At 65.2% G+C, this 20,286-nt stretch carries 20 protein-coding genes and 1 tRNA gene; 5 read left to right on the top strand and 16 right to left on the bottom strand.

Annotation, left to right across the window (positions count from 1 at the left end):
- Positions 1 to 29 precede the first annotated feature (29 nt).
- Together AC07TU_RS11230 and AC07TU_RS11225 are read left to right on the top strand one after the other, a co-directional pair.
- Entirely contained in the window at positions 30 to 1,622 is a 1,593-nt protein-coding gene (locus tag AC07TU_RS11230; RefSeq protein ID WP_495188382.1) for a M1 family metallopeptidase, read from the top strand.
- A gap of 2 nt (positions 1,623 to 1,624) precedes the next feature.
- Positions 1,625 to 2,671, top strand: a complete 1,047-nt coding sequence (locus AC07TU_RS11225) for a serine hydrolase domain-containing protein (protein ID WP_495187991.1) — start codon at positions 1,625 to 1,627, stop codon at positions 2,669 to 2,671.
- 54 nt (positions 2,672 to 2,725) lie between these two features.
- Here AC07TU_RS11225 and AC07TU_RS11220 read toward each other — a convergent pair whose 3' ends face one another.
- The 7 genes from AC07TU_RS11220 to AC07TU_RS11190 form a co-directional block, all read right to left on the bottom strand.
- Complete coding sequence (locus tag AC07TU_RS11220) at positions 2,726 to 2,881, bottom strand: hypothetical protein (RefSeq protein WP_495187990.1); 156 nt, start codon at positions 2,879 to 2,881, stop codon at positions 2,726 to 2,728.
- Between the two features lie 36 nt (positions 2,882 to 2,917).
- Positions 2,918 to 3,259: a hypothetical protein gene (locus tag AC07TU_RS11215; protein WP_495187989.1), complete on the bottom strand. Its 342-nt coding sequence runs from the start codon at positions 3,257 to 3,259 to the stop codon at positions 2,918 to 2,920.
- A 47-nt stretch (positions 3,260 to 3,306) separates the two neighbouring features.
- Positions 3,307 to 3,621 (bottom strand): putative quinol monooxygenase, encoded by a 315-nt coding sequence (locus AC07TU_RS11210; protein ID WP_495187988.1) that lies wholly within the window; start codon positions 3,619 to 3,621, stop codon positions 3,307 to 3,309.
- A 65-nt stretch (positions 3,622 to 3,686) separates the two neighbouring features.
- Positions 3,687 to 4,916, bottom strand: a complete 1,230-nt coding sequence (locus AC07TU_RS11205) for an amidohydrolase family protein (RefSeq protein ID WP_495187987.1) — start codon at positions 4,914 to 4,916, stop codon at positions 3,687 to 3,689.
- A gap of 97 nt (positions 4,917 to 5,013) precedes the next feature.
- Positions 5,014 to 5,604 carry a GNAT family N-acetyltransferase gene (locus tag AC07TU_RS11200; RefSeq protein WP_495187986.1) on the bottom strand — a complete coding sequence of 197 codons (591 nt, stop codon included), beginning with the start codon at positions 5,602 to 5,604 and terminating at the stop codon, positions 5,014 to 5,016.
- Positions 5,582 to 6,508: a DUF808 domain-containing protein gene (locus tag AC07TU_RS11195; RefSeq protein ID WP_495187985.1), complete on the bottom strand. Its 927-nt coding sequence runs from the start codon at positions 6,506 to 6,508 to the stop codon at positions 5,582 to 5,584. Before AC07TU_RS11195 ends, AC07TU_RS11200 begins: the two co-directional genes overlap by 23 nt.
- A 91-nt stretch (positions 6,509 to 6,599) precedes the next feature.
- Positions 6,600 to 8,987, bottom strand: coding sequence for a putative bifunctional diguanylate cyclase/phosphodiesterase (locus AC07TU_RS11190; protein WP_495187984.1), 2,388 nt, complete (start codon positions 8,985 to 8,987; stop codon positions 6,600 to 6,602).
- Between the two features lie 159 nt (positions 8,988 to 9,146).
- On the opposite strand from AC07TU_RS11190, the gene AC07TU_RS11185 reads away from it, so the two are divergent.
- Positions 9,147 to 10,745, top strand: coding sequence for a glycosyl hydrolase family 28-related protein (locus tag AC07TU_RS11185; RefSeq protein WP_495187983.1), 1,599 nt, complete (start codon positions 9,147 to 9,149; stop codon positions 10,743 to 10,745).
- Positions 10,746 to 10,827: 82 nt separating this feature from the next.
- Here AC07TU_RS11185 and clpX read toward each other — a convergent pair whose 3' ends face one another.
- The 5 genes from clpX to AC07TU_RS11160 form a co-directional block, all read right to left on the bottom strand.
- Positions 10,828 to 12,102 carry an ATP-dependent Clp protease ATP-binding subunit ClpX gene (gene clpX / locus AC07TU_RS11180; RefSeq protein WP_495187982.1) on the bottom strand — a complete coding sequence of 425 codons (1,275 nt, stop codon included), beginning with the start codon at positions 12,100 to 12,102 and terminating at the stop codon, positions 10,828 to 10,830.
- A gap of 92 nt (positions 12,103 to 12,194) precedes the next feature.
- On the bottom strand, positions 12,195 to 12,350 hold the full coding sequence (locus AC07TU_RS11175) for a hypothetical protein (RefSeq protein WP_495187981.1): 156 nt from the start codon (positions 12,348 to 12,350) through the stop codon (positions 12,195 to 12,197).
- Between the two features lie 203 nt (positions 12,351 to 12,553).
- Entirely contained in the window at positions 12,554 to 13,192 is a 639-nt protein-coding gene (locus tag AC07TU_RS11170) for an ATP-dependent Clp protease proteolytic subunit (RefSeq protein WP_495187980.1), read from the bottom strand.
- 109 nt (positions 13,193 to 13,301) lie between these two features.
- The gene (locus AC07TU_RS11165) at positions 13,302 to 14,696 is read right to left on the bottom strand and encodes a sensor histidine kinase (protein WP_495187979.1); all 1,395 of its coding nucleotides are present in this window, start codon (positions 14,694 to 14,696) and stop codon (positions 13,302 to 13,304) included.
- On the bottom strand, positions 14,693 to 15,427 hold the full coding sequence (locus AC07TU_RS11160; protein WP_495187978.1) for a response regulator: 735 nt from the start codon (positions 15,425 to 15,427) through the stop codon (positions 14,693 to 14,695). Before AC07TU_RS11160 ends, AC07TU_RS11165 begins: the two co-directional genes overlap by 4 nt.
- 135 nt (positions 15,428 to 15,562) lie before the next feature.
- Between AC07TU_RS11160 and AC07TU_RS11155 the strand changes: the two genes are divergently transcribed.
- Positions 15,563 to 16,393, top strand: a complete 831-nt coding sequence (locus AC07TU_RS11155) for a MipA/OmpV family protein (protein ID WP_495187977.1) — start codon at positions 15,563 to 15,565, stop codon at positions 16,391 to 16,393.
- 60 nt (positions 16,394 to 16,453) lie between these two features.
- On the opposite strand, the gene AC07TU_RS11150 is transcribed toward AC07TU_RS11155, so the two are convergent.
- From AC07TU_RS11150 to AC07TU_RS11140, 3 genes are all read right to left on the bottom strand, one after another.
- The gene (locus AC07TU_RS11150; protein ID WP_495187976.1) at positions 16,454 to 17,383 is read right to left on the bottom strand and encodes a glycosyltransferase family 2 protein; all 930 of its coding nucleotides are present in this window, start codon (positions 17,381 to 17,383) and stop codon (positions 16,454 to 16,456) included.
- 136 nt (positions 17,384 to 17,519) lie between these two features.
- Positions 17,520 to 19,121, bottom strand: a complete 1,602-nt coding sequence (gene tig, locus AC07TU_RS11145) for a trigger factor (protein WP_495187975.1) — start codon at positions 19,119 to 19,121, stop codon at positions 17,520 to 17,522.
- A 70-nt stretch (positions 19,122 to 19,191) separates the two neighbouring features.
- A tRNA-Leu gene (locus tag AC07TU_RS11140) sits at positions 19,192 to 19,276 on the bottom strand.
- Positions 19,277 to 19,435: 159 nt separating this feature from the next.
- On the opposite strand from AC07TU_RS11140, the gene AC07TU_RS11135 reads away from it, so the two are divergent.
- Positions 19,436 to 19,615, top strand: a complete 180-nt coding sequence (locus AC07TU_RS11135; RefSeq protein ID WP_495187974.1) for a hypothetical protein — start codon at positions 19,436 to 19,438, stop codon at positions 19,613 to 19,615.
- A gap of 46 nt (positions 19,616 to 19,661) precedes the next feature.
- Here the strand turns inward: AC07TU_RS11135 and AC07TU_RS11130 are convergent, their stop codons facing one another.
- Entirely contained in the window at positions 19,662 to 20,285 is a 624-nt protein-coding gene (locus AC07TU_RS11130) for a hypothetical protein (RefSeq protein WP_495187973.1), read from the bottom strand.
- Between the last annotated feature and the right edge of the window lies 1 nt (position 20,286).

Genomic DNA, 20,286 nt, shown 5'->3' with positions numbered 1-20,286 from the left:
AGGGCGAACCGCCGGTCACGCCGGTGACGATGCGTTCGGGCGGCGAGATCGAACCGGAGCGCGCGGCACTCAAAGTAGAACATGTGGCGCTCGATGTCCGGATCGAGCCGGAACGGCGGTTCCTCTCCGGGGTGGCGGAACTGACACTTTCGACACGCATCGCACAGACCCGCCTGTTGATCGACCTCGACAAGAATTTCGAGGTTTCGGAGATCATTATAGACGGTACGGCCCTGAAGACCGGAAGCTGGCGCAACCCGGACGGGCGGCTGACGATCGATCTGCCCAAGCCAGTCGCGGCGGGCAGCAAGATCGTGGCCAAGATTCGCTATGCCGGCCGGCCGCACGAAGCGGTCAACGCGCCCTGGGACGACGGCATCGTCTGGTCGAGCTGGCAAGGCAAGCCCTGGGTCGCGACCACCGCACAGGGCTATGGCTGCGACCTCTACTGGCCATGCCTCGACTTTCCGGCAGGTGAAGTGCCGGAGATCCGCCTCGCCATCACCGCCCCCGCGGGAACGCAGGCGATCGCCAACGGCAAGCTGATATCGGTCGAGCCCGTCGCGGGCGGCACGACGCGCTGGACCTGGGAAGCGAAGAACATCAACCCCTATCTCGTCGCGATCAACATCGGTCCCTATGGCGAGATCAAGGGAAGCTACGACAGCAGGTTCGGGAACAAGGTGCCGCTGCACCTGTGGCACCTGGTCGGCAAGGAGAAGCAGGCACAGGGCCTGTTCGCCGAGTTCGCCCCGACGCTCGATTTCTTCGAGAGCGTGATCGGCCCCTTCCCCTTTGCCGACGAGAAACTGGGCGTGGTCGAGACACCGCATATGGGCATGGAGCACCAGACGGTGAATGCCTATGGCAACGACTACAAGAAAGACGAGACCGGGTTCGACTGGCTGTTCCAGCACGAGCTGGCGCATGAATGGTTCGGCAACCAGATGACCGGGGCCAACTGGGACGATTTCTGGCTCCACGAGGGTTACGGCCAGTATATGCAGCCGCTCTACGGCCAGTGGCGTGAGGGCGAGGCGCGCTATGCCGCGATGATGGCGCACCAGCGCAAATATGTGCTGAACCGCAAGCCTTTGGTGTCGGGCAAGGTCAGAACCTCGGAAGAGGTCTATCAGGAGCAGCAGGGCGGTCCGGGGCAGGACATCTACTACAAGGGCGCTTGGGTGCTACACACGCTGCGCTACCTGATCGGCGACAAACCCTTTTTCGATGCGACACGGCGGCTGGTCTATGGACGGCCCGATCCGAAGCCGGGCAATTTCAAGCCGCGCTTTGCCTCGACGCCCGAGTTCGAGCAGCTGATGAACACGGCAGCGGGCCGCGACCTCAGCTGGTTCTTCGACGTCTATCTGCGCGAGGCGGTCTTGCCCGAGCTGCTCGAGACGCGCGCAGGCAGCAAGCTGACGCTGAGCTGGAAGACGCCGAAGGGAACCCCCTTCCCGCTTCCCATCGAGGTCGCAGTGAACGGCGAGACCCGCAAGCTGGCGATGGCAGGCGGGAGCGAGACGATCGACGTGCCCGCCGGCGCACATGTCGTGATCGACCCGATGGCGCGGGTGCTGCGGCGGAGCGAAGCGATCGAGGCGATGCAGCGGCGATGATGGTGCGTTTCGCGTTTATGGCCGCTGCACTTGTTGCGGGAGCGCCTCTTCCGGCATCGGCGCAACTCGACCTGTCGGTGATGTCGGCCGAGATCGGGGCAGGCAAATATCGCAAGATCGAAGCCATCCGTGTGATCCGCCACGGGCGGACGGTGTTCGAGGGAAACTATCGCGGCAACACCGCGGAAAGCCGCATCGACGCACGCTCAAGCGGCAAGTCGATCACGGCAATCGCGATCGGCATGGCGATCGATGACGGCAAGCTGGCGAGCGTCGACCTGCCGGTGTTCGATTTCTTCAAGGATCGCGCCCCCTTTGCGCATGACAGCCCGGCGAAGCGGGCGATCACGATCCGCGACCTGCTCACCATGTCCTCAGCGCTCGATTGCAACGACTGGACCGATGCCAGTCCGGGCAATGAGGAGCGGATGTACGGCACGCGCGACTGGACCCGCTTCGCGCTCGATATTCCGGTCAGCACCGGCTACGTCCGCGGCGCCGGCGGGCTGGGCCGTTATTCCTACTGCACAGCGGGTGCGTTCCTGCTCGGTCGCATCGTCGAGCGCGCGACGGGCGAGCGCTTCGATGCCTATGTCCAGCGGCGCCTGTTCGATCCGCTGGGCATCACCGGCGCGCAATGGAAGGCGTCCCCCAATGGCGAAATCCAGAGCGGCGGCCAGCTGAGCCTGCGCGCGCAGGACTTTGCGGCGATTGGGCAACTGATCCTGGATGGCGGCATGAAGGACGGGAAGCAGATCGTCTCCCGTACCTGGCTGCGCGAGATGCTGACCGTCCGTGCCAAGGCGACGCCGCTCGACGGCTATGGCTATCTGTGGTGGGTCCGCGACTATCGCGAAACCGATAATCCCCGCCCCTGGCCGGGCTTCTACATGTCGGGCAATGGCGGCAACAAGGTGGTGCTGCTCCCCGACCTCAAGACGGTCGTCGTGATCCTGAGCACCAACTACAATCAGCGCGACATGCACGATCTGACCAGCGCGTTGATCGAGCGGCATATCCTGCCTGCGCTGGTGAAGGCCGCGCACTGACGCGATGCGGATCGAGAAACCGGAGGGCGGCATGAACCGCCCCCCGGCCCTTACTCAGTGCTTATGCTCTTCGGGCTTGCCGTCCTTCGGACAGCAGCTGCAGTCCTTCATGTCCTTGCAGCATTTGCATTCGGCCTTGGGCCCCTCGGCAGCAAAGGCAACAGAGGGAAAGGCGATGGCAATCGCCACGCCCAGAATGATCTTCTTCATAGACTTAACTCCGTTTGATGCTTGAACGTTGGAAGTTCAGGCGTCGCGCGGAGGAGGATAGTCGGGCGGGTCGCGCAGACCCGTCAGCGGCTGCACGGCACGGGGCGCGGCAAATTCCGGGATGGCGGCGAGTTCGACCGGAGCCGGAACCGCGCCGATGACCAGCACGCAGGGCGCGCGGCAGATCGCGTCGCCCGGGGCGGCCTTGTCCGGCACCGAATCGCCCGACGGCATGCCGGGCATCGATTCCCCGCATTCGCTCATCGGCGCGGAGGCGGCCGGCGCGGCGGTCGCCACGCCGCACATCAGCCCGCTCGGCCCGGAGACCAGCAGGAACAACGGTGCGGCCAGGCGAAGCCAGCGGGACACGCTCTGCATGAACATCACCCGTGCTTATTCACCCGGCCGCGCGCCGTTGCAATCGTTCAGGCGACCTTCTGCTCGAGCGGCCAGTCGGCGGTCTCGAGATAATGCGGCTCCATCGGCGCGCCGAACGTCTCCTGCACCCATGGCCCCTTTTCGAGCGAATGTGCGGCGGCGCGGTGCGCCTCGACCGCATCCCAGTCGCGATAGATGGCGAATTCGAATACCGCCTCAGGGTCCCTCGGGTCGCGCAACACGACGGCAAGCTGGTTGCCGGGTTCGGTGCGGACCGAGACGAGCGCATCGGCAAGACGCGAGGCGAGCTCATCGGCCATGCCGGGCTTGGGCGTGAAACGGACGAAAGCGGCAACGGCCATGAATATCTCCTCGGATCGATGAAAAGGCGCCCGGCGAGACCTGCCCGCCGGGCGAGGCACGGAACTCAGTCGGGCAGCAGCCATTCGCCATTGGTGACGAAGAAGCGTTCGAACACCGCGTCGCCATGGCCATGGGCGCGGAGATTCTCGGCAAGGCGGTGGATGGGCGCCTTGCCGCCCTCGACATGCGGATAGTCGGACGCGAAGCAATAGACCTCGGACAGGCCGTGCTTCTCGATATACTCGCCCACCGGTTCGAAATCGAACGGCGCGACGCGGACGTTGCGGCGGATATAGTCGGAGGGCTTCATCGAGAGTTCGCTGGCCTGCTGCCCCGCGACCAGCACTTCGTTGCGGCGCGCCATGTCGTTCCACATGTCGAGCATCGGCGCGAGCGGGCCGATGAAGTGCGCGCCATATTCGACGACGCCCACGCGCAGTTCCGGATGCCGTTCGAACACCCCGCCCAGCACAAGCGCGGAGACGAAATTCTGCGCGGCGAGGTGCATGGTCGACAGACGAAGCGGATCGCCGCTCATCTCCTCATTGACCTTGAACCCGTCGAACGCCTGTGCGTCGGTCCACACGGTTGAGCGGAACAGCATCGCCTCCCCGCCGACATGCATGGTCAGCGCGACCTTCGCCTCCGCGAGCATCGCGTAGAAGGGATCGAGCGCATTGTCCGCAGGCGACACGCCGCCGGGCGGAAGCGAGGCGGAGATCATCAGGGCGCGGATGCCCTGCCCGATCAGCGCCCGGGCATTGGCGGTGAGTTCCTCCACCGTCTCGCCATAAAGGTTGGCCACGGGGCGGACGCGGTCGGAGATGCGCGCCTGCGCCACCATCCATTCATTGCCCGCGGCCATCATGCGGCGGCCCATGTCCCGGCTGGCGTCGCCGAACACCCGCCACATGCCGCTGCCCTCGGGCGCGGTGTAGACGAGCATGCCATAGATCCCGGCCGCGGTCGGGAACATGAGCTGGCGGCGAATCTGCATCAGGTCCATCACCTCGAGCCGGCGGCGGACATCGACCGCGCCGGGGGCGATACACCCCTTGTTCGTCCAGACATTTTCGCGAGTCAGCGCGATCGTATCGCCGGCATAGCCCTCGACATTGGGATGATTGCCGTTGGCGTGCGGCTGGGCGAGCTTGACCTCGGCGAAGGGGCGCATCGCCTCTCCGAAGGTCTCAGCCCACAGCTGAGCCGGGACTTGTTCATGCGAATCGACGTCGGTGATGCGCCCCGCATAGGGCTGGACCGACGGCGGGAGTGCGGATGCCTCGACGCCCATAAGCCTCTCCTCTCCGGCCGGAGTCGCATGAACGCGACCTCTCAGCCGGGATGCAGGCTAGACTCGATTCGGACTATTTGTCCAGACCAATTAACGCTCAACGCGACGGACGGAGCATCGACCAGAAATGCGGCCCGCCGCCAGGGACATCCCATTCCTCACGGACATGGAAGCCGAGACTCTCATAGAAGCCGAGATTCTCCCGCTTGGCGGTCTCAAGATAGGCGGGCGCATTTCCGATGCGATCGAGTCCCGCCTGCACGACCGCCCGCCCAAGCCCCTTGCCCTGATGCGCCGGGTCGGCGCCGGCGATGTGGAGGTACCAGAAGGGCTGCGGCGGGAAATGCGCCTCGACCGCTTCGCTGATACGCTTGAAGCGGAAGAAGGCGCTGCCGGCCACGCGCCACAGATGCCATGCCTCGCGAAGGCCGCCTTCATCGGGAGGGTTCGGCGCGTGCCAAAGGGTAGCGGCAGTGCAGTCCCCGGTGACCAGGCGCATATTGGGCGCCGCGTTCTGCGCGAAGAACATGTCGAAGACCTTCGGGCCGCGCCGCGCACGGACAGCCGGATCGGGGAACACCCAGCCGAACACCGGGTCCTCCGCGAACGCCCTGGTCAGCGTGGCGACCACGCACGGCGCATCGGCCGGCGCGGCGTCGCGGACTTCAATGGGCGTCGGCCTTTCCATGAAACAGCTTCCCGATGACGAGCGCGATCACCGCGCCGATGACCAGGCCGACGATGCCCGAGCCGGTCGCGGTGACGACCCAGTTGATGACGCCGTTATGCGACACGGCTTCGGCCGCGTGGTGGATCACCTCCTCGGGCGCATGCCAACCGAGCTGAGCTGCGCCATGGACGAGGATGCCGCCGCCGACCCAGATCATCGCCGCAGTGCCGATGATCGAGAGCGCCCGCATCACCACGGGCATGCCCTTGACCAGCCCGCGCCCGATCGCCTGGGCGAGCTGAGCCGGGCGGCGGGCAAGGTGAAGCCCGAAATCGTCCATCTTCACGATCAGCCCGACGACGCCGTAGACGAGTGCGGTAATGCCGATGCCGACAATGGCGAGCACCACCCCGCGTTCCCAGAGCGGCTTGTCCGCCACATCCGCCAGTGCGATCGCCATGATCTCCGCCGAGAGGATAAGGTCGGTGCGGATCGCGCCGGAGACCTTGCTTGCCTCAAGATGCGCGGGATCGCCGATCGCCTCGTCCTCGGCGCCGTGATCGCCGGCGCCGAACGCCTCGATCACCTTTTCCGCACCCTCGAAGCACAGAAAGGCGCCGCCGATCATCAGCAGAGGCGTGATCGCCCAAGGCACGAGCCAGCTGAGCAGCAGCGCGCCCGGGAGCAGCAGAAGCAGCTTGTTGCGGAGCGACCCCATCGCGATCTTCCAGATGATCGGAAGCTCGCGGTCGGGCGAAAGGCCGGTGACGTAGCGCGGGGTGACCGCGGCGTCATCGACCACCACGCCCATCGCCTTGCTGCCCGCCTTCCCCGCCGCGGCGCCGACATCATCGAGCGAGGCAGCGGCGAGCTTGGTGATGGCAGCGACATCGTCGAGAAGCGCGGCAAGACCTGACGGCATGAAATCCCCTGTGTCTGGACCGCGATGGCGGATCACGCCTCTCTATGCCGCTCCGCAATGATTCTGCACAGCAATTCCGAAACGGCCGGCGTCAGGCGGCGCGCGACACCGACTGGCTGGGTGCTTCGGCAGGAGCGCCAAGGAAGAATCCCTGGACCTCGTCGCACCCTTCGCTTTCGAGCATCTTGAGCTGGGCGGCGGATTCGACCCCCTCGGCCAGCACCGGCACGTTGAGGCTCTGCCCCAGCGCCAGCACCGCGCGGATGATCGCCCGTGCCTGCGGGCTCTCCCCCGATCCGAGCACGAACGACTTGTCGATCTTGATCTTGTCGAACGGGAAGGAATGGAGCGTGTCGAGCGAGGAATAGCCGGTGCCGAAATCGTCCATGGCGATGCTGATGCCCAGCGCCTTGATCCGGCGCAGCACCTGAAGCGCGCGGAGCTTGTCGCTGATGATCGCAGATTCGGTGATCTCGAGCTCAAGGCGTGACGGCGAAAGGCCGGTCTCCAGCAGGATCTCGGTAACCCGCTCTGCCAGATCGGGCTGCATGAGCTGTACCGGGGACAGGTTGACCGCGATCTTGGTAGCGCCTGGCCAGCGGCCGGCTTCGGCGCAAGCCTGGCGCAGAACCCATTCGCCGATGCGGAAGATCTCACCGGTCTCCTCGGCCACCGGGATGAATTCAGTGGGCGAGATCCAGCCGCGCGTCGAATGGTTCCAGCGCAGCAGCGCCTCATAGCCGCTGAGCTCTCCATCGCGCAGCGAGTGCTGCGGCTGATAGGCGAGCGAGAATTCGCCGCGATCGATCGCCTGACGCAGGTCGTTGGCAAGCTGGCGCCGCGCGCGGGCGGTCTCGTCCATTCCCGGCTGATAATAGCAGGTCGCCGAGCCGATCATCGCCTTGGCGCGATACATGGCTAGATCGGCGTTGTTGAGGATCGTCTCGCGATCCGCCGCGTCGGCGGGCCAGGTCGCGACGCCGATGCTGGCGCCGACGAGGAAGCTGGTCTCGGCATCCGCGAACGGATCGGCGAAGCAGGCTTCGAGCCGGGTCATGAACGCCTCGAGCTCGGCATCGCTCTGAAAGGTCTTGGCCGCGGCGAACTCGTCCCCGCCGAGGCGCGCAACCACCTCGCCTTCGCCGAGCGCCGAACTGAGCCGGGCGGCGAGCGCGGCGAGCAGCATGTCGCCCGCGGCGTGACCGTGGGTGTCGTTGATTTCCTTGAACCCGTCGAGGTCGAGGACGATCACGGCAAGGCGCAGACCGCAACGCTCGGCGCGCTCCATCTCGAAATCGAGCCAGAGGTTGAAACGCGCGCGGTTGGGCAGGCCGGTGAGGCTGTCATGCATCGCGAGGAAGGCGATCTTCTCTTCCGAACGGCGGCGTTCGGTGATGTCGTCGAAGGTGCTCACCCATCCGCCATCGGGCAACGCGCGGCTGGCGATCGACAGGACGAGGTTGGGACCGATCTCCGCGATCACCGGCGCGGCCTCGGGGCCGGCAAGGCTTGCCGAGAGCGCACCGTGCATCCGTGCATACCAGTCCTCGTCCGGCGGAACCGCGGCGCGACCGCCGAGCGCGGCGAAGGCGACTTCCTGCAGAGTGAGGCCGGGGATGCAATCGTCCGGAGACAGACCCCAGAGATCGAGAAACCGCTGATTGCGGAGGATCAGCCGCTCATTGCGGTCGAACAGGCACAGCCCCTGATGCATGTTCGACAGCGCGAGGTCGAGCTGCCGGCGCAACGCAGCCTGCGTCCGCCGGGTCACCAGCACCGCAGCGCAGGTGAGCAGCAGGATGCCGATCGCGCCCGCAGCCAGTGAAACCGACATCGTCCCCGACGACAGCAGCACGCCGTGGAGTTCGTCACTCGGGATCGGCACGACCTTGAGCGCAGTCATCCCGGTGAAGTGGAGCAGAACGATCGCGAGCGTCATCAGCCCCGCAGCGGCCGCACCGCGCGCGAGGCTGCCACCGTCGAGCGCCAGCCGCAGCGCGGGATAGACCGGCAGGATCGCGAAGAGCAGCGACAACAGCACGTAACCGGTGTTCCACGAGAAGGTACCGGGGAACTCGACCGCCGACATGCCGGCATAATGCATCGCGGCGATGCCGCCGCCGATCATCAGTGCCGCAGCCGCGCGCGGAAAACGGTTACGATTGCGGACCGCGACGAAGAAGCCGGCGGTGGTCAACGCCATCGCGATCACCAGCGAAAGCGCGGTCAGCATCAGGTCGTAGCCGACGACGATCCCTGGATCGTAGCCGAGCATCGCGACGAAATGGGTGGTCCAGATGCCAAGGCCGGTCGTGACGCCCGCAACGATCGTCCAGTGCGTGCGCCCCTGCCGCCCCGACAGTTTCGCCTGGCGCAGCAGCAGCACCGCCGATGCCGTCGAGACGAGGCAGACGATCGCCGCCAGGATCACCAGGCGGATGTCATGCTCACCAGTGATGCAATAATAGAGATCGAACATGGGTGCCCCGGCTGGAATCCAAGCCGTCCAGACAGGGGGCGCGGTAAAGTCCGAGTTAATTCAACCGGAACGGACCGCAAAAATATGAGGATTTCCGGGTCATTACCCATTCCGGTCACCGGAATGAGGGGCGACGCATCCGTTTCGGGTAAGTCCGGCATGAAAAAGGCGCGCCCGTTGCCGGAGCGCGCGTTCCTCAATTTCGCGATTCGCGCGAGCAAGAGTTTGGCAGGCATGGATCGTGCCGGACACCTTGGCAGCCTTCCTCTCAAGGGCGAGAAAACCCTTTCCTACACGGAATGTTTCCTGTTTGTTCTGAACGCAATCAAGCAGGAGACACAGGATATGGCCCTCCCCCAAACCACCGTTACCTATAATCGAGGCGACGCGGGCGCTACGACAAGAACGATTGAGAGCAAGCTCAGCGAAACCCTGTCGATCACCGACTTTGGAGCCGTTGCGGGAGACAGCGGAGACCAGACGGCAGCCATCCAGGCGGCCATCGACGCGGCTGCCGCAGCGGGCGGCGGCGCTGTCCTTATTCCGACGGGCGTCTTTCGTATCACCAGCGCGCTAGCGCTCCACAGCAATGTCGAGATCTACGGCTCAGGGCATAAGTCCGTGATTCATCTCGTGAACACCAGCCGCTCCAATGCGTTCCTGGCTATCGGCACACAAGCGCTCCCGCTTTCGGGCATCCGCCTGCGGAACTTCGCGATCCTAGGCGACAAGACATACGACCCGCCCATCTTCCTCACCAATGGCGGCGGCATATTTGCTGAATTCTGCAATAACTGCTCATTCTCGGAGATGCTGGTCGACGGCTTCTCCGACGGCGGTATCTTTGTCCTGAATGGCAATGAGAACAGCATTTGCAACAACCGGATCCGCCGCACCGCTCAAGGCTGCGGCTATTATGCCAATGCGATCAATTGCTACGGAAACGTCCTGATCGGCAACCAGGTGTCGGAGACCGGGCTCTATAACGGGTTGCATCTGGAGGGATCCTTCGGAGATGTCGGCGATGGTTTGGTCATCGGCACCGTCATCACCGGAAACACCGTCATCGATACGCATGAGTGCGGCCTCAATATCGAGCTAGCACCACAAACGGCAGCGACTGCCAACACGATCATCAACTCGGGCCTGGGCTCGACAACCATCGATATGGGGATCAAGCTCTTCGGTGCATATCAAAGCACCGTCGTGGGCAATATCGTCGTCAATGCGCGGGGCTACGGGATCATCGCCGGTGCCAACAGCGGCAACAGCACGATCGCGGGAAATACGACCTACGACAACGGAGGCGGCAGCCTCCTCGTCACCGACAGTTCGCACCCCGGGGGCGCGCCCATCCAGACCTGCGAGAACATATGTATCGGGGCGAACCGCTTCATCGAAGGCGAACCTGCGTTCAGCGGCAACGCGAGCGCCGCCAGCACCGTCCTCGCCTCTACCGATCCCAACCTGCTGGTGCTCAGGCGCGTTTCGTCCAGCAAACGAAACGCGCAGATCGTCTATGGAGATACGCTGACCGCCACGGCGTGGCGCATGGGGGTCGACATTTCGACCGACAACGGGAGCACCCAGTTCGAATGGTGCCGGGACGGAATCGGATCCCTGCTGAAATTGCGGGCCGACGGTCAATTGGTGCCGACGCTGATTCAGGCGGCGGACGATACTGCCGCCGCCGCGGCGGGCGTCGGCATCGGTGCCCTGTACCACACGGCCGGCAATATCCGTGTGCGCCTGAGTTGAGCCCGAATTATCGGCGGGGCTAACACATCAAAGAAAGCGAGCAGGCGCCTGGAAAGGGCGCCTGCTCTCTATCGCTTCGAGGCTAGGCGGCGTCGCCCGTGGCCCCGGCCTTCTTCTTCTCGGCATAGACGCGGATCGGTTCCTTGCGGCCCTCAACCACGTCCTTGTCGATCATCACTTCGTCCACCCCGTCCATCGACGGCAGGTCGAACATGGTGTCGAGCAGAATGCCTTCGAGGATCGAACGGAGGCCGCGGGCGCCGGTCTTGCGCTCGATCGCCTTCTTGGAGACCGAGACCAGCGCGTCATCGGTGAAGCCGAGCTTGACGTTCTCCATCTCGAACAGCTTCTGATACTGCTTGACCAGCGCATTCTTCGGCTCGGTCAGGATCTTGACCAACGCCGCGATATCGAGGTCCTCGAGCGTCGCGACGACCGGCAGACGGCCGACGAATTCGGGGATCAGGCCGAACTTGAGCAGATCCTCCGGCTCGGTCTGGCGCAGCACCTCGCCGGTGCGGCGCTCTTCCGGCGCGGCGACATAGGCGCCGAAGCCGATCGACTTGCCCTGAAGGCGATCGCCGATGATCTTTTCGAGGCCCGAGAAGGCGCCGCCGCAGATGAACAGGATGTTGGTCGTGTCGACCTGGAGGAATTCCTGCTGCGGATGCTTGCGGCCGCCCTGCGGCGGGACGGAGGCGGTGGTGCCTTCCATCAGCTTGAGCAGTGCCTGCTGGACGCCCTCACCCGACACGTCGCGCGTGATCGAGGGATTTTCGGCCTTGCGGCTGATCTTGTCGATCTCGTCGATATAGACAATGCCGCGCTGCGCCCGCTCGACATTATAGTCGGAGGCCTGGAGCAGCTTCAGGATGATGTTCTCGACGTCCTCGCCGACATAGCCGGCTTCGGTGAGCGTCGTGGCATCGGCCATGGTGAAGGGCACGTCGAGGATGCGCGCCAGCGTCTGCGCCAGCAGCGTCTTGCCACAGCCGGTCGGGCCGACGAGCAGGATGTTCGACTTGGCCAGCTCGACCTCGGCACCCTTCGCGCCGTGGTTGAGACGCTTATAGTGGTTGTGCACTGCCACCGAGAGGACGCGCTTCGCCTGCTTCTGGCCGATCACATAATCGTCCAGGACGTCGCAGATCTCCTGCGGCGTGGGCACACCGCCGTCCTTCTTGCTGACCAGCGCCGACTTGGTCTCTTCACGAATGATATCGTTGCAGAGCTCCACGCACTCGTCGCAGATGAACACGGTCGGTCCGGCGATGAGCTTGCGCACCTCGTGCTGCGACTTGCCGCAGAACGAGCAGTAGAGCGTGCTCTTCGAATCGCCGCCACTCAATTTGGTCATTCAATCACCTTTCGCACCAGAAGGGGCGCGTTCCTTTTCCGGGCACATATCCTAACGCGCGCCGGTAAACCCACAATAAAAATCCGGCAGCGCTAACGAAGCGTCACATCGGACTGCCGCATTGCCTCGATATAGTCATGGGCTTCCTTAAGCCCAACCCCCGTGCGGTCACGCACCAGCTTGATCGCCATGATCGGGTTTCCGGTGTGGATCAGCTTCCACAATTCGAGCCGCAACTCCTCCGGCACGTCGATCGCCCTCGCGCTTGCCTCTGCGGGTACGGGAGGGAGCGGTCGCGACGAATCGAAACGCGGCGGGTCGAAACGCGGCGGGGCGATCAGATCATTCCGCTCCCCTGCCCTCCGTCGCAGCGCCCAGAAGAACACCGCCAGCACGACGAGCGCGCCAAGGATCAGCAGGGGAAGCGGGATGTAGATCGCCCGGTCTCCGCTCAGGCGGCGCTGCCGCCCTCGCCTTCCGCCGGCTGCGGACGCTTTTCATACACTTCGTCGACCAGACCGAAGGCCTTGGCCTCGTCCGCCTCGAGGAAGGTGTCGCGGTCCATCGCGGCTTCGATCTTCTCGAGCGACTGACCCGTATACTTGACGTACAGGTCGTTCATCCGGCGCTTGATCCGCAGGATTTCCTTGGCCTGGATCTCGATATCCGACGCCATGCCCTGCGCACCGCCCGAAGGCTGGTGGACCATGATGCGAGCGTTGGTGAGCGCGACGCGCAGGCCCGGCTCACCCGCGGCGAGCAGGAAGCTGCCCATCGACGCGGCCTGGCCGATGCACACCGTGCCGACGCGCGGACGGATATACTGCATGGTGTCGTGGATCGCCATGCCGGCGGTGACCACGCCGCCCGGCGAGTTGATGTACATCCAGATGTCCTTCTTCGGGTTCTCGGACTCGAGGAAGAGCAGCTGGGCGGTGATCAGCGAGGCCATATGGTCCTCGACCGGTCCGGTCACGAAGATGATCCGCTCACGCAGCAGCCGCGAGAAGATGTCGAAGCTGCGCTCGCCGCGGCTCGACTGTTCGATGACGATGGGAACCAGCGCACCGGTGACGGGGTCGGCGGTCATCTGACCGATAAGGGGATGCATGTGCGGGAATCTCGTGCGTGTTGTTTTTGCCCGGGGACTACATCGGCGCTCGGCAAGCCCCGCGCAAGGGGGGAAGACGGTGAACGGATCACCGCTCACGCGGAAGCCGCACGCGAACGGTGAAGCCGCGACCGCCATGCTCGAACCCGATTTCGCCGCCATGGCTGCGCACCGCGTCGCGGCTGATGGTGAGGCCAAGGCCGGTTCCCCCGGTCTCACGCCCGCGCGAGCTTTCGAGCCGCACGAACGGGGCGAAGGCGCGCTCCGCCTCCTCGGGCGGGATGCCGGGGCCGCGGTCACGGAAGGCAATCGAGGCCCAGCCCTCCTCCGCTTCGAGCACGATGTGCACCGCCTCGCCATATTTGCAGCCATTGGCGATGAGGTTGGCGAAGGCGCGCCGTATCGCCACCGGACGGCAACGTATGTCGAGATGGTCCGGCCCTTCGTAGAGGACATCGTCGCCAAGGTCGTGATGCGTGTCCGCAAGGCTGATCAGCATCGCGGCGAGATCGACGGTCTCCATCGGCTCCTGGCTCGCCTCCTCGCGCATGAAGGCCAGCGCGTCGGTCACCATCGTCTCCATCTCGGCCACGTTCGAACGCAGCTGGGCACGCTGATCCTCGTCCTCGACATATTCGGCGAGCAGGCGAAGGCGGGTGAGCGGGGTACGCAGATCGTGCGAGATCGCAGCGAGCATCTGGATGCGCTCATCCACGAAGCGCTTGAGGCGGAGTTGCATCGCGTTGAAGGTGCCCGCGATCGCGGCGAATTCGGGCAGGCGCATGTCGCCGATCAGCGTCGGCTCGCGGTCGCGCCCCAACCGCTCGGCGGCATTGGCGAGGCGGGTGAGCGGCGCGACGATGCTGCGCGCCATCCAGATCGAGAAGATCATCAGGATCAGGAAATTGCCCGCAAAGGTCAGCACCATCCGCATCTGGTGCCAGCGCGCGTCCGTCGTCCGGCGCGCGGTCACGACCAGCCATTGCCCATCGGCGCGCCGCACAGCGATCTCGAGCCGGCCGAGCACGCTGCTGCGGTTGCTCGCCAACTCCTCTGCCGTCAGCAGGGTCGGCACCTTCGGGATAATCGCAACCGCAGTATCGGAAGAACGCTCCCAGGCGTTGTCGCTGAACGTATCCGCCCAGACGCGTACATCGCCTTCAGGCTGTTCGAGCGCGGCCGCTATGGCAGTGCGCAAGCCGCGGCCGAACTCGGCACCGCGGCCGCCCTGCTCGAACGGTGGCGCGACCGAAATACGGTATTCGAGGAAGCCGGCGGCCTCGGCATCACGCGCCGCCTCGACTGGAGCCTTCGCCTCGCGGGCCACTGCCCCGACCAGCCAGTCGCGTTCGACCATCAGAAAAGGCGGCGGCGGGATCAATATGCGCAATGCCTGATCGAGGAGGAATGACGACACCACCGCCAGCACGATGGCAATGCCAAGCCGCATCGAAAGCTTGAGCCGGGGGAGCCGCGGGATCATGCCTGCCCCAGCGGGTCCGCCGCGGCGGAGAAGTAATAGCCACCGTTGCGCACGGTCTTGATCAACTCGGGCGCGTGCGGATCGGCCTCGATCTTGCGTCGCAGGCGGCTGACCTGAACGTCGATGCTGCGATCGATGTTCAGGCTGGAGCGGCCATGCACATAGTCGAGCAGCTGATCGCGGCTGAGCACCTGTTGCGGATGCTGGACCAGCGCGACCAGCAGGTCGAACTCACCCGTGGTCAGCTCGACCAGCGAGCCCGCGGGCGAAACCAGCGTGCGCTTGGCCGTATCGAGCGTCCAGCCCGCGAAACGGAAACGGTCGGCGGCGATCTCCAGCGGTGCAGCCGGGATCATCGCGGCGCGGCGCAATGCCGCCCGGATACGGGCAAGCAGTTCGCGCGGGTTGAACGGCTTGGGGACATAGTCGTCAGCACCGAGTTCGAGCCCGATCACCCGGTCGGTATCGTCGCCCCTTGCGGTCAACAGGATGATCGGGATCGTGCTGCGTGCGCGCAGCCGCTGGCATAGAGTGAAACCGTCGTCGCCCGGCATCATCACGTCGAGCACGACGACATCGAAGCGGAACTTGCCGATCAGCTCGGTCATCTGCCGCCCGTCTTCGGCCGCCGTCACGCGCAGGCCGTTGTCGCTGAGATACCGAGCGAGCATCGTGCGGATCTGCCGGTCGTCATCGACGACGAGGATATGGGCGCCTTCCTGCCTTGCCATGGCCGTCAGATAGCGTCCGGCCGGACCCGAGTCTGCAGCCGTAACATTCTGCAACAAACCGAAACCGGGCTGAAATCGGGTGGGCCGCACCGCGGCCTATAGCGCCGCTACCCCATTCCCCATGGAGTATCCCCTATGCCCGTCATGCTTGCATTCCATTGCCGCGTCAGCCTGCGCAGCGCGCTGCCGCTTCTCATCGTTCCCGCCATCTGCCTGATCGCATCGCAGGCGCGCGCGCAGTCGCGCGAAGACGAGGGCGGCGACTGGCAGGTGATGCTGGGCGCGGGCGCGATCTACTCGCCCGATTTCGAAGGATCGGACGAATATGAGGTTCAGCCCTTCCCCTTCGTCTCGGTCGAGTATCGCGACCTCGCCTATATCCGCGGGCCGGAGATCGGGGTGAACCTGATCCGCCTCAAGGCATCCGACGACTTCAGCATCAAGGCGGGGCCCCTTGCGCGCTATCGCCGCGACCGCAAGGTCAAGCGCAATGCGGACCTGAGCGGACTTGGCGATGTCGGCACCGCGGTCGAGCTGGGCGGCGCGGTGGCGCTCGAATACAAACAGGCCTGGGTCCGCCTGTCGCTGGCCAAGGACGTCGCCGGCGGTCATGACGGCCTGGTCGGCGAAGGCGAAGCGGGGGTCCGCTTCAACCTCAGCGACACGCTGATCGCCTCCGCCAGCGCCAAGGCGAGCTGGGCCGACAAGGACTATATGGGTACCTATTTCGGGGTGACCGCGGTGCAGGCCGCGCGAAGCGGCCTGCCGGTCTATCGCGCCGAAAGCGGGCTCAAGGACGTCGGTGCAGGGCTGAGCCTCAGCTACATGCTCGGCCGCAACTGGATGGTGACCGCGGTAGGCGGCTATTCGCGGCTGATGGGCGATGCCGCCGATGCGCCGCTGGTGAAGCGCTACGGATCGCCGGACCAGTTGCAGGGCGGGCTGTTCCTCGCCTACCGATTCTAGGATCCGTAAGTCTCTTCCCCGCCTTCCTCCTCCGCCATTCCCCCGGCGGAGGGGGATTTTCTATTCGGGGCGAAGCGGTCCGGGCAGGGCCAGATAGGCGAGGCGCCGCACCTCGCGCCGCCCGCGCACCACCGTATCGAGGATCAGCCCCGCGAACAGGCTGAGCGCCGAGAGGATGACGAGACCGGTAGCAAGGATCGCGGTCGGGAAGCGCGGCACCAGGCCGGTCTGCGCATAGGTGATCGCCAGCGGCACCGAGAGAAGCAGCGCGAGGAGTCCGAGCAGCCCCGCAACCCAGCCGAAGAACAGCATCGGCTTCTCGATCCGGTAGAGCGTCAGGATCGTGCGTGCGATGCGGAAACCGTCGCGATAGGTAGAGAGCTTCGACGCCGAACCCTCGGGCCGGGCGAGGTAGCGCGTCTCTGCCTCCCCAACCGGCATCTTGAGCTCGAGCGCGTGGACGCTGATCTCGGTCTCGATCTCGAACCCCGCCGAGAGCACGGGAAAGCTCTTCACGAAGCGGCGCGAGAAGACGCGGTAACCTGAGAAGATGTCCGTGAAGCTGCGCCCGAACAGCCGCGCAAGCAGCCCGGTCATCACGCGATTGCCCAGCACATGCCCGCGGCGATAGGCGTCGGTCGCCTCATGCACGCGCGTGCCGACGACCATGTCGAGGCCGTCGTTCAGCACCTTGTCGATCATCGCGGGCGCGGCGGCGGCGTCATAGGTCGCGTCGCCATCGGCCATCACATAGATGTCGGCATCGACGTCGGCGAACATGCGGCGGACGACATTGCCCTTGCCCTGCATCCGCTCGCTGCGGACGATCGCACCAGCTTCGCGCGCCACCTCGACCGTGCGGTCGCGGCTATTGTTGTCATAGACATAGATGGCCGCCCCCGGGAGCGCAGCGCGGAAGGCCGCGACGGTCTGCCCGATCGCGGCTTCTTCATTGTAGCAGGGCAGGATGACCGCGACTTTGGATTCCATAGCCGTGCCATAGGGCCGAAATCGTAACGATTCGACCACTTTGTGGTGTGGCGCCGAGGCACTCGCCTGAAACGAAGAACCCCGCCGCGCCGGGTGGCGAGGCGGGGTCCTTGTGTCGCTTGCGCGGAAGAAAGCGTTAGTCGGCCTTCTTCTTGGCCGGAGCCTTCTTCTTGGGGGCTTCCTCAGCCGCGTCGTCGGCCTTGGCGGCTGCCTTCTTGGCCGGCGCCTTCTTGGCAGGAGCCTCGGCTTCGTCAGCCGCAGCTTCCTTCTTGGCGGCAGCCTTCTTGGCGGGCTTCACCTCTTCAGCGGCAGGAGCCTCGTCCTTCTTGGCCTTGGCCTTCTTCGCCGGCTTGTGGTCGTGGTCATGGTCGTGACCGCAGCCCGGGCCGTGGACGTGGGGGACCGCGCCCTCCTCGCTCTCGATCGCGGCTTCCAGTTCCTCGCGCGTCACTTCGCGCTCGGTGACTTCGGCCTTCTCGAACAGGAAGTCGACGACCTTGTCCTCGTACAGCGGCGCGCGCAGCTGGGCAGCGGCCATCGGCTCCTGCTGGATGTACTGGACGAAGCGCTGCTGGTCCTCGGGGCGGTACTGCTGGGCTGCCTGCGCGATCAGGCGGTTCATCTCCGCCTGGGTCACCTCGACGCCGTTCGCCTGGCCGATCTCCGACAGGAGCAGGCCGAGGCGCACGCGGCGCTCGGCGATCGCCTGATAGTCACCCTTCTCGGCTTCCAGTTCCTTCTTGGCAGCCTCAGGATCTTCCTCGTGGCTCGCCTCATGCTCGAGCTGAGCCCAGATCTGCTGGAACTCGGCTTCGACCATCGACGGCGGGACCGGGAAGTCGTGGCCCGCGGCGAGCTGGTCGAGCAGCTTGCGCTTCATATAGGTGCGGGTCAGGCCGCCGGTCTCGTTCTCGAGCTGGCCCTTGAGGATAGTGCGCAGCTGGTCGAGGCTCTCGAGGCCGAGATTCTTCGCGAAATCCTCGTCCACCTTGGTCTCGCCGGCGGTCTTCACCGCGGTGATCTTGAGGTCGAAGGTCGCGGGCTTGCCGGCCAGCGTGTCGACGCCATAATCCTCAGGGAAGGTCACTTCGATCTGCTTCTCGTCGCCGGCCTTCACGCCGACGAGCTGGTCCTCGAAGCCCGGGATCAGACGGCCGGTGCCGATCTCGACCGACATCGCTTCTCCGGTGCCGCCGTCGAAGGCGACGCCGTCGACCTTGCCGACGAAGTCCATCGTGACCTGGTCGCCCTGCTTCGCCTTGTGCTTGGCGGGCGCGTCTTCCCATGCCTTCTGCTGACCGGCGATCTGCGCGATCTGCGTGTCGATCGCGCTCTCGTCCGCCGGGACGATCAGGCGCTCGAGCTTCAGGCCCTCGATCGACGGGGTCGGGACGTCAGGGAGCACTTCGAGCTCGACCTTGACCTCGGCGTCCTTGCCGGGCGCGAAATCGCCCTCGAGGCTGACCGAAGGCTGCATCGCCGGACGCAGCTTGTGGTCGGCCAGAAGCTGCTGAACGCCTTCCTGGATCGTCGTGTTGAGCGCGTCCTGGGTCAGCGCTTCGCCGTGCATCTTGCGGACGAGGTTGGTGGGAACCTTGCCGGGACGGAAGCCGGGCATGCGGATCTGGGGCGCCACCCGCTTCACTTCGGCATCGACGCGCGAGTCGATGTCCTTCGCAGTGATCTTCAGGGTGTAGGCGCGCTTCAGGCCCTCGTTAAGCGTCTCGACAGTCTGCATTTCTTTCAGGCTTCCTGCTCTGGAAGTGGAATCGGTTTCGCGGCGTCCACCACGTGCGCCGGGCGGAAACTGGTGCGGGCGAAGGGACTCGAACCCCCACATCTTTCGATACTGGTACCTAAAACCAGCGCGTCTACCAGTTCCGCCACGCCCGCATTCAGGGACACCGCAGGTCGGGCGCGTCTATAGCAAGGGATGGGCCGGGGGCAAGCGGCGATACGTCCGTGGCGTGACGGAACCATTGCAAGGCGAGACGGGCAAGGATGAACCGCGGCGCGGCGCGGCGCGTTGATCGAGGGAAAAGGAGTTTCCCGATGCCCGTCGAACCGCCGATCCGTCCAACGGTGCCCCCGCCAGAGGCGCCCCCTGCCCCGCAGCCCGGCCAGCCGGTGCCGGGCGGGCCGGAGATCCACCCGCCCCAGCCCGATATCGATGTGCCGGCGCCACAGCCCGACGGCGATCCGCCCGCGACGCCGGTCCAGCCGGTGGCGTGAACCACGCATGATGGAAAGCAATCGGCCGCCCCGCCTTCTCCAGCGGTTAACCGGCTACCGCGAACTCATACACCTGTTCCGATACGTCCTTCTTCCGGGCGGAGGCTGGTGCAACCACGACGCTTATGAAACCATATTGCCCGGGCTCGAGGTCGCGGGACGGGGTCACCCGATACTGGCCCGGCGCCACCTCTTCGCTCGTGAACGGAATCGCGGATTGCGAAACCTTGCCCTCAGGGCCGGAGAAGCCGCCGACGGCAGCCAGCGTCAGTTGCCGCTGATTCTCATGCACTTCAAAGCGGACCAGTTGATAGTCACGCGGCGAAATCCCCGTCGTAACACCGACATAGTCGGACGATGCGCCGCCGGTGGCGGCCGGTGCGGCGAAGCAGAAACGAAATGCGGGCCGCACGGCAGCCAGCCGGGTCGATGCGCTCATCCCGGGCAGGACCGTCTTGACCTTCATCTTGTTGCCGCCGACCGGACCCAGCAACATGGCACCCAGCATGCCGGTTACCTTGCGGCGATCCGCCTTGACCAGCGGCAGCGCGATCAGCGTATCATCGGCAGCGACGGCGTGGACACCAGGGGCACAGGCCGAGGCGGCGTCCTGCTGCGGTACGGTGAGGACCAGCGATTTCAGCAGCATTGCCGAGGCGAAAGACATCATG

The organism is Sphingomonas sp. GW821-FHT03E12, assembly GCF_059420685.1.
The sequence above is the reverse complement of the archived record's forward strand: the minus strand, read 5'-3'. Positions and strand labels throughout refer to the sequence as shown.

What these genes read in the sequence shown, in the direction of transcription:
- AC07TU_RS11230 (WP_495188382.1), top strand. Translation starts at nt 30, where the DNA reads ATGCGTTCGGGCGGCGAGATCGAACCGGAGCGCGCGGCACTCAAAGTA.
- AC07TU_RS11220 (WP_495187990.1), bottom strand. Translation starts at nt 2,881, where the DNA reads ATGAAGAAGATCATTCTGGGCGTGGCGATTGCCATCGCCTTTCCCTCT.
- AC07TU_RS11215 (WP_495187989.1), bottom strand. Translation starts at nt 3,259, where the DNA reads ATGCAGAGCGTGTCCCGCTGGCTTCGCCTGGCCGCACCGTTGTTCCTG.
- AC07TU_RS11210 (WP_495187988.1), bottom strand. Translation starts at nt 3,621, where the DNA reads ATGGCCGTTGCCGCTTTCGTCCGTTTCACGCCCAAGCCCGGCATGGCC.
- AC07TU_RS11205 (WP_495187987.1), bottom strand. Translation starts at nt 4,916, where the DNA reads ATGGGCGTCGAGGCATCCGCACTCCCGCCGTCGGTCCAGCCCTATGCG.
- AC07TU_RS11200 (WP_495187986.1), bottom strand. Translation starts at nt 5,604, where the DNA reads ATGGAAAGGCCGACGCCCATTGAAGTCCGCGACGCCGCGCCGGCCGAT.
- AC07TU_RS11195 (WP_495187985.1), bottom strand. Translation starts at nt 6,508, where the DNA reads ATGCCGTCAGGTCTTGCCGCGCTTCTCGACGATGTCGCTGCCATCACC.
- AC07TU_RS11190 (WP_495187984.1), bottom strand. Translation starts at nt 8,987, where the DNA reads ATGTTCGATCTCTATTATTGCATCACTGGTGAGCATGACATCCGCCTG.
- AC07TU_RS11185 (WP_495187983.1), top strand. Translation starts at nt 9,147, where the DNA reads ATGAAAAAGGCGCGCCCGTTGCCGGAGCGCGCGTTCCTCAATTTCGCG.
- clpX (WP_495187982.1), bottom strand. Translation starts at nt 12,102, where the DNA reads ATGACCAAATTGAGTGGCGGCGATTCGAAGAGCACGCTCTACTGCTCG.
- AC07TU_RS11170 (WP_495187980.1), bottom strand. Translation starts at nt 13,192, where the DNA reads ATGACCGCCGACCCCGTCACCGGTGCGCTGGTTCCCATCGTCATCGAA.
- AC07TU_RS11165 (WP_495187979.1), bottom strand. Translation starts at nt 14,696, where the DNA reads ATGATCCCGCGGCTCCCCCGGCTCAAGCTTTCGATGCGGCTTGGCATT.
- AC07TU_RS11160 (WP_495187978.1), bottom strand. Translation starts at nt 15,427, where the DNA reads ATGGCAAGGCAGGAAGGCGCCCATATCCTCGTCGTCGATGACGACCGG.
- AC07TU_RS11155 (WP_495187977.1), top strand. Translation starts at nt 15,563, where the DNA reads ATGCCCGTCATGCTTGCATTCCATTGCCGCGTCAGCCTGCGCAGCGCG.
- AC07TU_RS11150 (WP_495187976.1), bottom strand. Translation starts at nt 17,383, where the DNA reads ATGGAATCCAAAGTCGCGGTCATCCTGCCCTGCTACAATGAAGAAGCC.
- tig (WP_495187975.1), bottom strand. Translation starts at nt 19,121, where the DNA reads ATGCAGACTGTCGAGACGCTTAACGAGGGCCTGAAGCGCGCCTACACC.
- AC07TU_RS11135 (WP_495187974.1), top strand. Translation starts at nt 19,436, where the DNA reads ATGCCCGTCGAACCGCCGATCCGTCCAACGGTGCCCCCGCCAGAGGCG.
- AC07TU_RS11130 (WP_495187973.1), bottom strand. Translation starts at nt 20,285, where the DNA reads ATGATGTCTTTCGCCTCGGCAATGCTGCTGAAATCGCTGGTCCTCACC.